This is a genomic window from Streptomyces sp. NPDC054975 (assembly GCF_053609105.1).
In genome coordinates this window covers 147,354-163,846 of sequence record NZ_JBSGWV010000003.1, presented here as the reverse complement: position 1 = coordinate 163,846, position 16,493 = coordinate 147,354, and the positions used below count along the sequence as shown (strand labels likewise).

General features: G+C 69.7%; 10 protein-coding genes and 1 pseudogene. 3 read left to right on the top strand and 8 right to left on the bottom strand.

Annotation, left to right across the window (positions count from 1 at the left end):
• Nucleotides 1-297 precede the first annotated feature (297 nt).
• Together ACWF79_RS05610 and ACWF79_RS05605 are read right to left on the bottom strand one after the other, a co-directional pair.
• A complete protein-coding gene (locus ACWF79_RS05610) occupies nt 298-3,870 on the bottom strand; it encodes a tetratricopeptide repeat protein (RefSeq protein WP_453726748.1) in 3,573 nt (1,190 codons plus the stop codon).
• Between the two features lie 164 nt (nt 3,871-4,034).
• Nucleotides 4,035-4,562 (bottom strand): hypothetical protein, encoded by a 528-nt coding sequence (locus ACWF79_RS05605; protein ID WP_453726747.1) that lies wholly within the window; start codon nt 4,560-4,562, stop codon nt 4,035-4,037.
• Between the two features lie 121 nt (nt 4,563-4,683).
• Between ACWF79_RS05605 and ACWF79_RS05600 the strand changes: the two are divergent.
• Nucleotides 4,684-5,241: pseudogene (locus ACWF79_RS05600) on the top strand (transposase); the annotation flags it as partial.
• Nucleotides 5,242-5,341: 100 nt separating this feature from the next.
• Here the strand turns inward: ACWF79_RS05600 and ACWF79_RS05595 are convergent.
• From ACWF79_RS05595 to ACWF79_RS05580, 4 genes are all read right to left on the bottom strand, one after another.
• Nucleotides 5,342-6,082: a class I SAM-dependent methyltransferase gene (locus tag ACWF79_RS05595; protein WP_453726746.1), complete on the bottom strand. Its 741-nt coding sequence runs from the start codon at nt 6,080-6,082 to the stop codon at nt 5,342-5,344.
• A 107-nt stretch (nt 6,083-6,189) separates the two neighbouring features.
• A complete protein-coding gene (locus ACWF79_RS05590; RefSeq protein WP_453726745.1) occupies nt 6,190-6,603 on the bottom strand; it encodes a VOC family protein in 414 nt (137 codons plus the stop codon).
• Between the two features lie 667 nt (nt 6,604-7,270).
• Nucleotides 7,271-7,864: a barstar family protein gene (locus ACWF79_RS05585; protein ID WP_453726744.1), complete on the bottom strand. Its 594-nt coding sequence runs from the start codon at nt 7,862-7,864 to the stop codon at nt 7,271-7,273.
• A 371-nt stretch (nt 7,865-8,235) separates the two neighbouring features.
• Complete coding sequence (locus ACWF79_RS05580; protein ID WP_453726743.1) at nt 8,236-9,381, bottom strand: SMI1/KNR4 family protein; 1,146 nt, start codon at nt 9,379-9,381, stop codon at nt 8,236-8,238.
• 534 nt (nt 9,382-9,915) lie between these two features.
• On the opposite strand from ACWF79_RS05580, the gene ACWF79_RS05575 reads away from it, so the two are divergent.
• Together ACWF79_RS05575 and ACWF79_RS05570 are read left to right on the top strand one after the other, a co-directional pair.
• On the top strand, nt 9,916-11,916 hold the full coding sequence (locus tag ACWF79_RS05575) for a hypothetical protein (protein ID WP_453726742.1): 2,001 nt from the start codon (nt 9,916-9,918) through the stop codon (nt 11,914-11,916).
• Entirely contained in the window at nt 11,913-13,454 is a 1,542-nt protein-coding gene (locus ACWF79_RS05570) for a hypothetical protein (protein ID WP_453726741.1), read from the top strand. Before ACWF79_RS05575 ends, ACWF79_RS05570 begins: the two co-directional genes overlap by 4 nt.
• Nucleotides 13,455-13,844: 390 nt before the next feature.
• Here the strand turns inward: ACWF79_RS05570 and ACWF79_RS05565 are convergent, their stop codons facing one another.
• On the bottom strand, nt 13,845-14,648 hold the full coding sequence (locus tag ACWF79_RS05565) for a phosphatidate cytidylyltransferase (protein WP_453726740.1): 804 nt from the start codon (nt 14,646-14,648) through the stop codon (nt 13,845-13,847).
• The gene (locus ACWF79_RS05560; RefSeq protein ID WP_453726739.1) at nt 14,645-16,408 is read right to left on the bottom strand and encodes an aminotransferase class I/II-fold pyridoxal phosphate-dependent enzyme; all 1,764 of its coding nucleotides are present in this window, start codon (nt 16,406-16,408) and stop codon (nt 14,645-14,647) included. Before ACWF79_RS05560 ends, ACWF79_RS05565 begins: the two co-directional genes overlap by 4 nt.
• Nucleotides 16,409-16,493: the final 85 nt, after the last annotated feature.

Sequence of the window (16,493 nt, the reverse complement as noted above, 5' to 3'; positions counted from 1 at the left end):
CGAAGCAGGGGCCGTTTCGGAGCGATCCGAAACGGCCCCTCGATCATGTAGGCCAGGCACCAGGCATCGGGCGCCGCGCGCGGGTCAGCCCACGAGGACGTCCGCGAGCCAGCCACACTGGAAGACGGCCAATACGGAGGTCTGGCCGCGGGTAGGAGCACCACGGCGGCGGCGTGCGACGGTTGGATCGTCTTCGGGGACGAGGCCGGCCAGTCGATGACGCCCCGGTGGTGCGGGGCCGGGGCTCCGGGGAGGAGTAGTTGGACCACCCGGGCCGGAGACTGCCACAGGCGGGTTTCAGGAAGACCTCTCGTCGGCTCTGGCCTGCCAGTAGGCAGCGCTTCTTCGGGTGACCAGGGCGTCGGGATCGTCCGGACCCAGGACGCGAAGGTAGTCCTCCAGCAGCTGCGTAAAGGCGGTGGCCGCCCCGGCTACGTCGCCGGCCATGCCTCGCCAGTAGGCCAGGTGGCCCCGGGCCGAGAGGGTGTCGCGGTGATCGGGGCCCAAGGCGCGAAGCCGCCCGTCCAGCAGTCCTTCCACGGCGGCGGCCGCGCCGGCCTGGTCTCCGGCCATGCCGCGAGACCAGGCCAGAAGGCCCCACGTCGCTAGGGTGTCAGGATGGTACGGGCCCAGCGCTCGGATCCGGGCGGTTAGCAGGTCCTCGAGTGTCCTTGCGGCGCCGGTGTGATCTCCTGCTTCGCGCTGCCAATGGGCAAGGACAGCTCGGGTGGTGAGAGTGTCAGGATGGTCGGCCCCCAGCGCGCGTCGGCAGTCCTCCAGCAGCCGTTGCTGGACGGCGGCCGCTCCGGCCGCATCTCCTGCAGTCCCCCGCCAGTAGGCGAGCTTCGCTTGAGCGGTGAGCGTGCCAGGGTGGCCCGGCCCTACTGTGCCGAGATAGTCCTTCCACAGCTGCATGAACGCTGCCGCGGCGCTGGCGGGATCTCCGGCGAGGCCCTGTTGTTGGGCGAGGTCCGCCCGCGCCGCGAACATGGTCAGAGGGTCGGCATGTGACCCCACGGCCCGCAGCCTGGTCGCCTGTGCAGCCGTGTCAGCCGGACCGCGCGCCTGGTCCTGCCAGTAGGCCAGGTTCGTTTCCGTAGTACGAGTGTTGGGGTCTTCCGGCCCGAGAACGCGGAGGCAGACAGGCAGGAGCTCCGCATAAGCGGCAGCCGCGCCGGCCGCGTCACCCGCTTGGCCTCGCCACCATCCGAGGGCGTTCCATGCCGCCATGGTCTCGGCATGATCAGTGCCCAGCACTCGCAGGCAGTCCTCCATGAGCGCCTCAAGCGCGTCGGCGGCGCCCGCGGCGTCGCCTGCCTCACCTTGACACTGAGCGAGGTTGTTCCGCGCGGTGAGGGTGTCGGGGTGGTCGGGGCCCCACACGCGCAGGTAATCCTGCAGGAGCGCGGTCCATGTGGTGAACGCTGCGGGGGCGTCTCCGGCCTCCCGTTGCCAGTAAGCGAGGTTCTGGCACGTAGCAAGGGTGTGGGGGTGATCCGGGCCGAGGACCTGGTGGCAGGTCGTCAAGAGTTCACCGAGTTCGGCCGCTGCGCCTGCGGCGTCACCTGACTCGCCGCGCCACGAAGCGAGGTTGTGCCGCGTGGTGAGGGTGTCCGGGTGATCGGGACCCAGCACCCGAACTCGGTCCTCCAGCAGTGCCTCGAAGTCCTCGATCGCGCCAGGGGCGTCGCCTGTTCGGCCCCGCGCATCGGCGAGATTGTTCCGGGCAAGCAGAGTCGCCGGATGGTCGGGACCCAGCAGACGCAGGTGGTCCTCCAGCAGGACCGCGAAGTCGGTTGCGGCGCCGAGATCGTCCCCCGCTGTGCATTTCCAGCGCGCGAGGTTGTTCCGGGTGGCGAGGGTGTCGGGGTGGTCGGGGCCCAGCACGCGCAGGTAATCCTCCAGGAGGTCTGCGTATGCGGCCGCTGCACCTTCGGCGTCGCCTGACTCGCCGCGCCACAAAGCGAGATTGTTCCGGGTGGCGAGGGTGTCGGGGTGGTCGGGGCCCAATACACGCATGCAATCGTCCAGGAGTTCCGCAAAGGCGTTCGCGGCGCCGACCGCGTCGCCCGCTTCACCCCGTCGCCCGGCGAGGCTGTGTCGGGCGGAAAGCGTCCTGGGGTGGCTAGCACCGAATGCGCCGACGGAATCGGCGGCCAGTTCCTTCAAGGCTTTGACCGCTCCTGTTGCGTCCCCGGCCTTGCCCCGCCAAAACGCAAGAGCCTGTCGCACGGAAAGGACACTGGGATGATCCGGCTCAGCAAATCGGGAATAGTCCTCCAGCAGCGCTTCCAGTGCGGCTGCGGCGCCTGCTGCGTCGCCGGCTTGACCTCGCCAATGCGCGCAGTTCTGGCGCACCGCCAGTGTGTCGGGGTGGTCGGGGCCCAGGACGCGGGTGGACTCCTGAACCAGCTGGATGAATGCGGTCGCGGCGCCGGCAGTGTCCCCCGCCACGCCCTTCCAGCCGGCGAGGTTCTCCCTGATGATCAAAGTCTCGGGGTCGTCCCAGCCGAGGCGCTGGTGGGCGTTGCTCGCGAGGCGTTCGTAATGCGTGATCGTCGCTGTGATCTGCCCGGCCTCTCCGAGGCTTCGCCCCGTCCGGTGAAGGAGAGGATGGGCGCTGGGCTGCCAGAGTGCGTCTTCGGCTTGGTGGGCGAGAGCGTCAGCGTTGGCACGGAGAGTCTGTGCGAGCTCCCGCTCGCGTTCGAGGTCGGGCCAAGCAGCGATCAAGGCGTCGGCAGCGGTCACCGCCAGGTGGGAACGCTGATGGGGGGCGAGCGCGTCGCGAAAGGTGCGTTGGATGAGCTGGTGGACGCGGACCGTCTCGTGGGGGTTGTCGGGGGTGTAGTCGATCAGGCTGAGGCGTCGCAGGGCTCGCAGAGCGGCGGTCGCCGTCTCGGCGATTGCCTCGGCGTCAACCAGATCATGGTGGGGCGTGCGGCGTGCAGCGAGGTGGTCGAGGGCGGGTTGGCTGGTCAAGACGGTTTCGGGAACGCCGTTGGGGTCGAGAAGGCTGAGTAGCTCAAGCATGGGCCGGGCGAAGCCGGCGGGGCGGACGCGATCGGCGCGGTCGATGGACAGGGACCATGCGGCGGCTGCGGTGGTGGTCTGGTCGTCCGGCAGGACCCCGGCTTCCGGCAGCGCCTGGGCAAGGGTGGTGGTGCGGTCGGCAAGGAGGCGTCGGTAGGCGGCGCAGCCGAGGTGGGTGTCTGCGAGGTAGGCGGCCGCCTGGGACAGAGCGAGTGGCAGGCGTCCGAGGTCCGCGGCGAGGCCGCTCAGCTGCTCATGGGGTTCGTGGCGCTCGTGTGCTGCGAGGGCTTCGGAGAGGTAGGCGGTGGCTTCGTCCGGTGTGAACAGCTCGACACTGACCAGTCGGCAGCTGTGGCCGGTGAGCGTGGCGTCGCGGCGGCGGGTCGTGATCAGCGTCCGGCCGCGGGGGCTGTCGGGCGGGCGTAGGCCGCGCAGGTCGGCGGGGTCGCTGAGATCGTCCAGCACGACGAGCCATCTCGGGTCGCTTCCCGGATCGGAAGAGCTGCCGAACGTCGGTGTCTCCTTGGGCTCGAGCCAGGCGAGGAATGCCGCAGCGGCGGCTTCGGAGTCCGCGGGGTCGACGTCAAGGATGGTGACAGCGGCTTGGGCGTAGCTGTCGATGATCGCAGTGCGCGTGGCGGCGGTGACCCATACCAGAAGGTCGATCTTGCCGGCTCGCCAGGAATTCCGCGCGTGGTGGGCGGCCAGTTGTGTTTTCCCGACGCCGCCCATACCGGTCAGGACATGGCATGCGGCATGCGTCGCCTCACCGACGAGCAGGGCTTCCAGCGTGCGGTTGGCCGACCGGTCCTGGAAGCAGTCCGCGAGCCGCGGCAGCACGCCGATCTGGTGAGGCCAGGAGACGGGACGGCGTGGGGCTGCGTGATAAGTGACCTGGTCGATGCGGTAGGCGGCGATGCTCTGATCGCCTGCAGTGATGTGGACGCCGTCGGTCAGGTCGCGCCTGTCGGCGGCGGGAGACGGGCTTGTCGTCGCCGGTCCGGTCAGCCCTGAGGCGGATCCGGCGTCGGAGGGTGAACCGATCGGGGCCCTTCTCCGGAGGAAGGGTTCTGCGGTGGCGGGCCGCCTGTCTGCGCCCCGCCTTCGATCGTCCAAGCAGCGATCGAGCCCGCGTCCGCCGTGATGGCGATGTCTCCACCGACCGCCGTGCCGCCCGCCCCGGCCGAGACCTGCGGGCCGCTGTGGCCGGCCTGGGAGAGCAGCGAGCGCAACGCGGCAGCGGCCTCCTCGCGCTCCTCGGCGCCGAGGCTTTCGAGGAGGCCTTCGATACGGGCCTGCCAGGAGGCCTCCTGACGGATGCGGACCCGTTCCGCCTGCTCGCTACTCGCCGCTTCGAGATCCTGCGCGGTCTGGTCAAGGCGCTCCAGCTCCGAGCGTTCGCGCTCGGCGTCACCGCGGCCGAACCACCGGGCCAGCTGCCGGCGGAACCCCTCCCATGCGTCCTGGCCCGCGGCCGTCACCACCGCCGTACCACCAGCGGCAGCGAGCATCGCCAATGATTCCGTCAGCACGCCGCTCCTCCTCGCACCCGTGTGTCCCGACAGAACCGACCGTAGGCAGCCGACGCAGGGCCCGCACCTTGTCGCAGGCCAACAGCGCACTCCGGTTTGGGACTGAGCCGGTCAGACCGGTTGGGTCAGTCATCGCAGGATCATCAGCGGGATCCTGTGTCGACAGCGCGCTGAGCTTCCTTGGCGGGATCTGCCTGTACGTCTCGGTCCGTGGAAGACCGTCTTCGGGCGGCACCGACGGTGGTCGGCGGGCGGCACGTGGGACAAGATCTTCGCAGCCGCGCTGCCGACGCTGATGCCGAGGGCCGTATCGACTGGTCGATGGTGAGCATGGACTCCGCGTCCTGTCGGAATCATCAGCATGCGGCGGGAGCGCGCAAGAGACCTCCGCGGGTGCCGGAAAGGAAGCACACCCCGCAGCTCATCCCGGTCATTGAACGCATCCGTCGTGTGCAACGCCCGGGTGGCGGGCATCCGCGCACTCGGCCAGATCAGCACACCATTCCCAAGCCCCGAGAGCGGCGAGCCCACCGCGAAAGACGCGGCAGCAGGGCGGACGGCCCGCCGGCTTCGACAAAACGATCTACAGACGCAGGTGCAGCTGACGATCAACGCGTTGAAGAACTTGCTGGCCGTGGCCACACGTTTCGGCAAACGCGTCTACGTCTTCCACGGGACCTCACCCTCGCCTCGATCCAGCTCTGACTCCGCCCGTGATCAGCCGGACAGGGCCTGGCATGCCCGGCGAGGGGATGTTTACACTCTCGGCGCGGCGGAACTTACGGTTTGTGGGTTACCCAGAGCAGTTCCGCCGGCCAGCGGTGTGCCCAGTCGGGTGGGTCGGTTTCGTTGTAGCCGTTGGGTGTTCCGCGTTCGGGCCGCGGCTCGATGAGGTCGTCGATGACGAGACCCGCGCCGCGCAGCACCTTGACCCAGTCGCCGTAGGTGAGTTGATAGCTGGTCGCGCCGTCGTCCTCGGCGATGGTGTTCAGCCCGAAGTAGTCCTGCTGCAGCGTCGTGGTCACGCGGCCGGCGGCTTCGTCGTAGCAAGCTTCGAACCATGGGCTGGCGACGTTGAACATCAGGCGCCCGCCACGGCCCAAGACGCGTGCGGCCTGCGGGACGGCCAGATGCGGGGACGCCCAGCTGAGCCCACCGAAGTCGCAGAACACCAGGTCGAAGCTGTCGGCGGCGAAGGGGAGTTGTTCGGCCGCGCCTTGCACGAGCGGGTAGCGGGCCTCTCCCATCGCACGGGACGCTGCCGCAAGTTGGGCTTCGGACAGGTCGAGCCCGACCACGGTGGCGCCCTCGGCGGCGAGCGCCCTGGACCACTGGCCGGCGCCGCAGCCGAGTTCGAGGACGCGCTTGCCGGTGACGTCACCCAGGGCGCTCAGGTGCGCGTCGGGGATGGAGTACATGCCCCACAGCCGGGGTGCGGCTCCGATTCGGGAATCGTGCTTGTGCTGGTAGGCGCTGCTGATGCGGTTCCAGAACCGCCGGTTGGCGGGGATGCTGTCCACGTGCCGACTCCAGCACTGCCTGCCGGGGGAGGTCAACTCGATTAGGGCACTGGCCGCCCCTCGCCCCGGGCCGGCCCTGGCTTGGCCCATGACCCGCCGGACTAGCCCTAGTCGCGCTTGGGCCAGATTGGGCGGCCCTGATCGGTCCAGATGACGCCCTTGTTGCGGCAGAGGCAGAAGGGGTGGCCGACGGGGTCGGTGTAGACGCGGAAGCCGTAGCCGTCGGGGCCGACGCAGTCCCGCTGCAGGGTCGCGCCGAGGGCCAGGACGCGGCGCTGTTCGGCCTCGATGTCGTCGACTTCGAAGTCGAGGTGGAACTGCTTGGGGTGCTCGCTGTCGGGCCACTGCGGGGCGCGGTAGTCCTCCACCTGAATGAAGGCCAGTTCGATCTCGCCGCACTGGATGCCGGCCCAGTTCTCGTTACTGGTTTCCTTGACCGGGAGCCCCATCACCTCGGAGTAGAAGGCTGCCAGCTTCATCGTGTCCGGGCAGTCGATGATGAAGTCGGTTAGTCGTAGCATCCCGCGATCTTGCCACAAGATCGAATGAGCCGGACCATGAGACAGTCCCTGGTCGCCTTCGTCTTGCGCATCAGCCGTCGGGGCTGATGCCGGGGCTTGGGAGACCCGCTCCGGGGGAAGTTCTGCTGTCGACCTTGAGCTGGTCGATCGCCCCTCAGGCTGCCCCAGGTGGATCGGAGCAGTCGATCCGGATCAACATCGCGTGACCGGCGGATGCGGCGCCCCGCACGAACTCTGTCAAGGGAGTGGAGGGGCCGCCGGCCCACTCCAGTGAGTCAGGCGAGCCGATCAAGTTCCACGGGTGTGACGCGCACGTACTCCCGGTTCATACTCACGGACGGCAGCATACGGAGCGTGTCCGACAGCGGCGCTCGCGTGTCCGCTCCGAACGAGGCGGCTCGACGAGCAGGAACTGTCACGACGAACCGCACGGAGCACGTGGAGATCACGGTCGCCCCTGAACCGTACTCACCGGTGTGTGGCGGCGAGGCTCGGCGCCCTTCTTTGTGGTGAGCCGGCCCGTCACATGCCCTCGCCGTGGCCGGCAATCACCCGCCAACGTGGCGAGTCCGCCGGTTGCTGGTGCTTCGTTCCTGGAGTGTGGGCGGTCGCGTTGTTCGGCTCTGTCGGGGACCTTGTGTTGGAGCGCGTCGGCCGTCCCCTCCCGTCACGCTGGTGACGGCAGCACAGGGTTCGCCACGGCTGGGTCAGCACCCGGCCAGTCCTCACCGGTGAGGGTCGCAGTCAAACGCCCGTGCTGTACGGCCACCCCCACGTCCATGCCTTCAGCCGCGGCCTCGGCGAAAGCAGCCGGCGAAGTGTTGTTGAGGAGGAAGACAAAGTGCAGCGTGAAAGGCGGCCAGCTTTCGTGCGGGACGCCGTCGCCGTCGAGTTGTAGGTTCGCTTTCCACCCTGCTTGGCAGAGGACCGAGACGAAGAGACCGAGGAACTCGACGCCGAGCAGGTCATCGGCGTTGTCGATGAGGACGGCGCTGTCCTTCGAGTCGCCTCCATGGCCGTGCCAGTCGTGCAGGCAGTCCACCAGGGCATCCCAGTTGCGGCCGAAGTAGCCAGGAAAGGACAGCTCCCGGGCAAAGGCAGCAAAGAGCGAGGTCGGCTCTCGCAGCTCCCGACCGTCCAACCGGAACACGCGCCCGCCTTGCTCATGGAGTTCTGCGGTTTGGGCGCCCACCCATGGGTCGTCAGCAAGAGTGAAGACGACCCAAGGAGATCGGCGCTCGGTGAGGGTGAGGGTGTTCATGACCGAATCGTCGCACGGGCGGGCAGACCCATGCCGCTATCACAGGGGCATGGGCTGAGGAGTACGCACTCGCGTGGGAGGTCGCGATTGGCGTGTGCGTAGACCATGCGTTTGAGAGTTTGACGCAATTGACTGGGCCCTGCGACCTGTCCTGAGCTCCATGGTCCGGGCAGCCCGGCCGTGACGGTGTCGAAGTCACGGCGCAGGCCGCTGACGGCACTTGAAACGTCGCACAATCAGCTAGCCAGCCCTCCGCCAACCAGGCCCAACCGCATGACGTCAATCGTCAAGGCCCTCCTCACGTCGGAGCGGCAGCGCGGAAGAAGCTCGTTGAGCGCTTCGTCCGGCGATATCCGTCGTATGGCGTGGGGTCAGCCCTGATCTTGGGTGTACTGAGCCGCGTACCAACTGGAGTCGATGGCGGGGTTGCGCAGCGCCCCCCAAAATCGGTCGTCAGGTATAGGTGGCAGTGGCGGATGGCCCAGGTCCGCATGCAGATCCGCCCGCCAGTCAAGAGTGAAGTGGCTTCGCACGGTTGCGCTCTCGCACACGGACCTGTAAGGGGACCCCCAGATCCCGAGCGCCATCTGCTCCGCGGCCCACCTGCGCGTGTGGTCTCGTCCGGTGTCGGCCTGCGCGAGCACCGCGCGGAGTCGCAAGGCGAGCGGGCCGGTCCGGTCCGGCTGTGGCGGGGCCTCACCGCGCTCCCAGGCGTTCAGGGCTGCCTTGACCTCTGGGTAGTTGGTCAGGCCTGTATCGACCGCCAGTCTGCGCAACTGGTTCCGCGCGGCCTCGACCACCCGCTCATACGGCAGAGTCGCGATCAGCGCACCGAGTTCCTCGTGTCCGTCCAGGTAGCTCACGTGGAGGAGGTCGGTGGGGCTGTAGGACAGGTCCAGCTCCGGCAGCTGCTCATCCGGTGCGGGAAGGGGCTCGTCGGCACTGTACTTCGGCCTGGCAGGCAGAGGGTCGTCCCGGAACAGCCGGCCGTTGAACGTCACGATACCGGCGTCCTGGCCTCGCTCAAGCTGGTCGGCCTCTGTGGCCAGATACTCGCCCAGCGAGCCGGCCTTCCCGAAACTGGTGCCGGTCTCGTCGAAGAACCGCCCGATCGCACCGAAGGAGTCCCGCCCAGTACGGCAGTCCACCAGAAGGCCGTCCGACGTCGCGTCGTACGAACCGAACTTCACGTAGTCGTGAAGCCAGTAGTCCTCGGTCTCCCCGTCGAGGCCTTGGTCGATGCCGCGCATGAACCCGGTGTCCCCGAGGATTCCGCTCACTCCGAGCAGCCGGTCGCCCGAGCTGAACCGGAAAGCCTCAGGTATCTCCAACGCCCCGTTGTGCCGGAGGAGTGAGGCGACCAGGTCCGGAGGAAAGGTGACCCCCAGTTCCTGCTGCGCTGCTGTGATCTCTTCGTCTCCTGCGGGCGGCCGGAGCGTGGCAAAAGTCCGGGGCGCGTGCTCGCGCAGCCACGCGTCGATGCGAGTCCATGAGTCCTGGACCAGGTCTGATGTCATGGTTCCGACCTTAGAGCTAGGGGCTGACAACAGCTTGATCGTCGCTCACCGGCCTTGCCGCCGGGTTGGCGCTCAGGCCGGCCAACTCGCCCACTCGACCATGAAGCCCTCGCTCTGGCAGGCCGAGGCGGGCGACACCGAGGGCCGTACCCTCCCCTCGATTCGAGCTGACGCCCACGAGCGATGACGCCTGTCTCGGTCAGCAGCGGTCCCTCCGCTCGCCGGCGGCCAGTCGGCCAGCCTCGGGCCTGAGTTCCCCGTGCAACACGGAATGGGTCCTCCTTGTTGCCAAGCGCCGCCTTCCCGTCATCGACCTCCGGCGGACGTCACAAGAGGCGCTTCCGCCACGACACCGCGACGCTCGACATTGGCGTCGCGGCACGCTCGAGAGTCGTATGCCGATTACCCCCACTGATTGCCGCCCACTGATCGCCCGCAACCCCACTGCCGAACAGACGCATCTCGGGTAAGTTCCCTTTATGCACGACCAGTTGATCTCTTGACGCGCGGCTGACAGGGGGAGGCGGTAGCGCCATGGGTGGGAGGTTGTACGGTCAGCAGGCCCTGCAGGAGGGGTTCGTACCGCGGCTGGTGGGGCTGCATCACAAGGACGGGTACCTGGTCCCCTTCGCCTATCCCAAGGGCGCGCCCGTCGTACGGATCGTCGGCGGACGGGGCAGCGGCAAGACGGCCCTTCTGGGCGCCGTCCATGACGCGTACAACGGCCGGGTGCCGCTCGCACGGGTCGACCTCGGGGCACCGGGGTTCGGCGAGCCCGGTGTGGCCGACGGTGACGGCGACGTTCCCAACGCCTCCCCCATCACGCACCTGTTGTATCTGCTCGCGTACAAACTCGGTTTGGACGTACGGCACTTCGGTAAGCCGATGGCCTTTCCGCGCCTGTCGCTCGGTCTCCTCGTCGTCACCGCCTGGCGCCCGCTGAACACCGACGAGACCGATGTGCGGCCGCCCGATCTGCGTCGGGCGGAGGCCGATCTGCGTACGCTCATCACCGCCGAGGACCCCGACGTACGGCGCCGCAGGGAGAGTCTCGGTCGCTGGTTCGACGTCGTCACGGACAACCTCCCGCTCGTCCTCTCCGCGGTCCCGGGCCTCGACAGCATCGCAGGGATCGTTCTCGACACCGCCCGGGCGCAACTCGTGAGGAGCGAGCCGGACAAGGGCGCTCTCGCCTGGTGGGGTAGCCGGCTCCACCGGTCCCAGGGCTATCAGGGCGATTCGCTGCAGCGGCTCTTCCAGTTCGTCCGTGGCTTCCGCAGACTCGACGACCGCAGACGTACCGCCGAAGAACACCTCGTCGCCGCGCTTCTCGACGACATCGACGCCAACTACGGCGCGCTGCGCAGACTCAACAAGAAGCCCCGCCCGCTGCTGCTCCTGGACAACGCCCATACCGACGTCGGGCGCGTCTTCCTCGATCTGCTCGACGCCGGAAACCCTGGCCCCGGCGACTCGCCGGGCAAGGCCCCGACACGGCCCGTGGTCCTCGCCACGTTGCTCGGCAGGGGTCACGGGTTCCCGCCGCTGAGCGAGGTCGGTGGTGACGCCGTACCGCAGGCACGGCCCTTGGTCCTGAGCATCCCCGACATCGAACCGGCCCATATCGCGCAGATGCTCAGCCCCGTCGACTACCCCGACCATCTCCCCCGCGTCGTCGCCCGCTACAGCGGCGGCCGCGCGGCGAGCGCGCGCATTCTGGCGGACGCGGCCGTGCGCCGTGTCGAGGACGTGGGCACGATACGAGGCGGGGAACTCCTCGACGAGGCCGCACCCGCGCTTCTCGCGAAACTGCTGCCCGATCCCGTGTTGCGAGAGCGTCTGGTGCTGCTGTCCGCCGCGGCCGACGCGCGTACCCGGCGAGGGCTGTGGACGTTCTCCCATCCCGAGGACCACTCCGAGGAGTTGGTGGCCGTTCGAGTCCGCGAGGCCGACGAGTACCGGACCCGTTCCTGTCTCGACGGCGACCGTGCCCTCGATCTGCTGCTACGGCACCGGCTGGCCGCCACCGTCACCCACGAGCGCTGGCGCGACACCCAACTCCGGCTGCGCTCCCTGTGCGACCCGCGCGGCGACACGTATCTGCACCACACGCTGGCGCTTGGCAGGGTCGACGAAGTGGTCAGCGTCCTGCACCACCGGTTCACCGTCGCCCCGCCCGGCGAATGGCTGACCGCGCTCAACGTCATCTGCTCGGCGCCCCATCCACGCGAGGGCTACGAGCCGCCCCCGGCCGGCAGCCCCTTCCTGTCGTGCACCGCCTGCCGCAGCGACCTTCCGGGACCGCATCACGACGCGATCGCCTCCCTGGTGCCGCTGCTGTGGCGGCTCTCCGACCCGCTCACCCTCGCCCCGCGCGAGGACGAGCTGACCACCGTCCGCATCGCGCTGGAGACGCTGTACGGCAACAAGGCCGCGCACGCCGCCTACCGCGAGGCGTCCGCCGCCTGGCCGGCCCGTCTGCGGGCCGGAGCACAGGCTCCCGACCTGCCTGTCCAGGAAGGTGCCACGTCATGACGTCGTTCATCTCCAGACTTCCCGGCGGGCCGCTCACCAAGGCGGCCGCCCTCGTCGTCGCCCTGGCCGTGCTCGGCGCCGCCGTATGGGCCGGCATCGTCGTCTTCGGGCCGGATCCCGCCTGCGGCAAGGGAATCGAGGAACGGGGTCCCGAGGGCGCACGGGAGTGCACGGGCGTCACCGACGGCAGTTTCGTCTTCGCGGACAACCTCAGGGAGGTCAGCGCACGGATCAAGGCGGAGAACGAGCGGATCAAGGGCGAACCGCACGTCTCCGTCGCCGTGATGCTGCCGATGGCACCGACACAGGCCTTCGAACAGCAGAAGACGCTCCACGAGGTGCAGGGCGCCTACCTCGCGCAGTACCGCGCCAACCACGATTCCAACAGCAAGAAGCCGGCGATACGGCTCCTGCTCGCCAACCCCGGTCGTAGCCACACGCATTGGCGCCCGGTCGCCGAACAGCTCGGCACCATGTCGGAATCCACGACCGACAACCTCCGGGCCGTGATCGGTTTCGACGTCTCCACCGCCACCACCCAGGCCGCCATCGGCTATCTCACCCGCGAGCGCGGCATTCCCGTCGTCGGCGGTCCCATCACCGCCGACGACTCGGGCAACAGCGCCCAGCGGCCCGACGCGTACCCGGGCCTCGCCCGGGTCGTCCCCACCACCACCGACCAGGCCAAGGCCCTGTCCCACTTCAACGAGGGCATCGACCCCCGGCACACGCTGGTCGTGGAAGACATCCGCACCGGCGACAACTACGTCGACGCGCTCAAGCGGGCCTTCGCCGAACGGACCGCCGGATCGCCCCGCGCACCCGAGCAGTACCGTGCGCCCGAGGAGTTCCACGAGGAAGGCACCACCGCCAACGCCTTCGACCAGATGGTCGACACCATCTGCACCTCGGCGGCCAAGGTCATCTACTTCGCCGGACGGCCGGTCCAGCTACGGCAGTTCGTCAACGAACTGGGCAACCGGGGCTGCGCGGAGAAGAAGTACACGATCATCACCGGATCCGGGGCCTCCACCCTCTCCTCGGACAAGCTCCTGGACTGGAACGCCTTCCGCAAGGGCGTGACCCTCCAGTACGCCGCCGTCGCCCACCCCGACGCCTGGAGCGGCCCCAAGGCGCCCGCCACAGGCGGCTCCGCGGCCGCCTTCCGCACCCTGGCCGAGCTGGCGGCCAGCAAGGCGGTCGGAAACATCGGCCCGGTGGAACTCACCGACTCGCGGACGATCACGTTCTACGACGCCGGTCTCACCGCGATCACCGCCATCCGGATGCGCGACGACGGCGACCCGGTCATCCCCACTCTCGGCCGCATCAGCGACTCATGGCTGCGGCTGCACGGGATGGGCAAGGTCGACGGCGCCAGCGGCTGGATCTGCCTCGACAACTACGGCAACCCGTACAACAAGGCGGTCTCCGTGGTGGAGCTCGCGCCCGACGTCCCCGGCCGCATCCGCTTCGTCGGCCTCGCCTGGCCAACCGGCCGCCCCACCCCGGCGGACTGCACCGCGAGCCGCACCTGACGCACACACCGACGTCTCTCCGGCCGCGCATGCGGCGCTCGCGCTCGCGCGCCGTCCGCCACCAGCCGCCTCGTGCAGGCGCAGCCAGCCGAGGAGGCGTCGGCACCACCGCTCACGCAGGCCAACTGATCGCCCGGGAAGGGAGCCTGGACGGATGCTTCCGTAGCTGACCTGCGGCTCCGGGCATCAGGGCTGTCGTGGCGACCTTCACCTGTGCACGCCGACTGTGGGCCATTGCCCATGCCGAGGAAGACCAGGTAGGCCGCTCCGGCCAGCTTGACCACGGTGGAGGCGGTGGCGGGGGCAGGAACCCCCTGGAACCACCGTTCACGGGCTGAGCGAGCGCACGTGCGGCACGTTGGTGCGGCTCGCCTCAGCCCGTCCCGTGGCTCACTGCAGCACCAACAACACCGCCAGTGCGACGAGGAGGGAGTCGATCCGGTCGAGGAGGCCGCCGGAGCCGGGCAGCCATCGGCCGGCGTCCTTGGCGCGGGCGCCCCGCTTGACCATCGACTCCAGCAGGTCCCCGAGCGGGCCGCCGACCGCCACGGCCACCGCTGTCTGCCACGTCAGGGAGGACAGCACGGCCAGCGTGAGGAGCCCGGCCGCGGCCCCGGCCAGCGTGCCGCTCCACCGCTTGGCGGGCGACAGCGGGGAGAGCCGGGGGCCGCCGAGACGGCGACCCGTCGCGTACGCGACGATGTCGGCGATCGACACGGCCACGAACAGAACGAGGCCGAGGGCGCCGGACGGTACGAGGCCGGCCAGGGCGCCCAGCCACACGAGCCCCAGCAGGCCCGCACCCAAGCGGCGGAGCCCGTGCTCCGCGTCGCCCGAGAGCAGTGGCACTCCCGCGATCACAAGCGCCCCGGCCGCCGCCACCCGGAGCACCTCTCCGGGGGCCAGCCACGCGGTCAGGACGAGTCCGACGACCGCCGCGCCCAGCACCGCCCGGTCCACCAGGCCCATCCGGAGCAGCCCGCCGTACTCCGCCACCGCGACCACACCGACCACGGCCGCGAGCGCCGCGATCCCCGGTGGACCGAGCCAGAACGCGGCGGTCACCAGGGGCACTCCGAGCGCCCACACACACCAGCGGACCATCAGTTCCCGGCGCCGGGTCGCCGCCACCGCGGCGCCCCCGACCGCCAGCGCCCCGCCGAGGTACGGCACGAGACCGGCGACCGTCGTCACCGGGAGGCCCGCCCCGGCGCGCCCGACACCACCGCGGCCGGCGCGCGCAGCGCGTCCAGGGCGCTCCGGCACGCCTCCACGATCCGCGCGTTCTCGGCCGTGTCGCGGACGGCGATCCGGACGGTCCGCCCCTCGTACGCCGGGGACATCGGCGACAGGTCCCGCAGGAACACGTCGTGCCGCCGGCACTCGTGCACCAGCCGCGCCGCGCTCGGTCCGTCCGGCGGCAGGGTCACCGTGAGGAAGTTCGCCACGCCCTCGTCGACCGAGGCGAAACCGTCCAACTTCCGGAGGTCGTACGCAAGCTCCCCGCGCAACACATGGGTGCGTTCCCAGCGCTCCGCGTAGTACGCGGGGTCGCGCAGCGCCGTTACGGCAGCCAGCTGGGCCGGCAGGCTCACCGGCCACGGCGGCGTCCAGCGGCGCAGCTCCCCGGCCGTTTCCGGAGCGGCCACCAGGTACGCGGCCCGCATGCCCGACAGCGCGTACATCTTCGACAGCGAGGTGCAGACCACGACCCGGGCGTCGGCCGAGGCGAGCTTGGCAAGCGAGTCCTCCGGATCGACATAGCCCAGGTACGCCTCGTCGATCCACCACCGGGTCCGCGCGGGCGAGGCCTCGATCACGGCGCGCAGCGCGTCGGCCGGGGCGTGGCGGCCGGTCGGGTTGTTCGGGTTGACCACCACCACGAGGTCGTACCGTCCGTCGCTGGTGGCGGCGGCGAGCCGGGCCGGGTCGAGCAGCCAGCCGTCCTCCCGACGCAGCTGGAGCCGGTCGACCCGGCAGCCGATCACCCGCTCGGTGACGTGGGCGTACTCCCCGTAGCCCGGGTCGAGCAGGAGGACCCGGCTCCCCGGGTTCAGCCACCGGCCGAACGCCCGGAAGATCAGATCGGACGAGCCCGCGCCGACGACGAGCGATTCCACCGGCAGCCTGCGGACCCCGGCGATCTCCGCGATCAGTCCGTCCGCGCCCGTCGGCGGCGAGGTGCGGGCCGCCCACCCCGGATCCTCCGAAAGGACCGCGCGGACAGCGGGGGACGGCGGGAACCACGCGTCCAGCACATCCGCCGCGACCACCTCGTGACGGCGGGTCAGCGTCCGGAAGTCGGTGCCGATCGCCGAGAAGAACGCCCCGCCGTGCTCACAGCCGTCCTCACGCGGCGCGAAAGGCACGTCGAGCCGCCAGTCGAGACCCGCCCGCAGCCGCTCCAGGGTCCGGCCGTGGCGCTCCACGACCGTCCTCGCCAGCTCGTCCACGGAGCCGCTGAGGACCTCGAACGAGACCGCGCCCGAGCGGACCGTGCGCCCCACCGGCCGCAGCCCGGCGGCGAGGTACATGTCGAGCAGCTCCGTGCGCCCCATCGCCACCACCCGGCGGCCGCCCCGCGCCGCGACCCAGCGCAGTGCCGCATACATGAGGAGCGGCGCTGCCGCGGTGGTCCGCCAGTGCTCCTCGACGGTCAGGACGCGGATCTCGAACGGCGCCTCCTCGGTCAGGACCGGCAGTTCCTCGCGCGTCAGGTACTTGTCGAGGGAGTAGCGGCCGAGCCACGGCGGCGTGAGACTGACGAAGCCGATCCGCGTCTCACCGCGCGCGGCCACGAGATAGACGTTGTCGCCGTCGAGTCCGTCGCTCAGCCTTCCCGATGGATCCACCGGATGCTGGCCGAGTTCCTCCGCGTACACCCGGTGGCGCAGCTCGTGGATCCATTCGTGATCCCGAGACGTGGCAGTGCGCAGCTGCAGGGCATGGCCCATGCGTATGTCCCCCTGAGACGGTTCGACGTTCGGGCCCCAGCATGGAGGAGTCCGTCGGACGCCACCTGAGTACGCGTACTCAGCC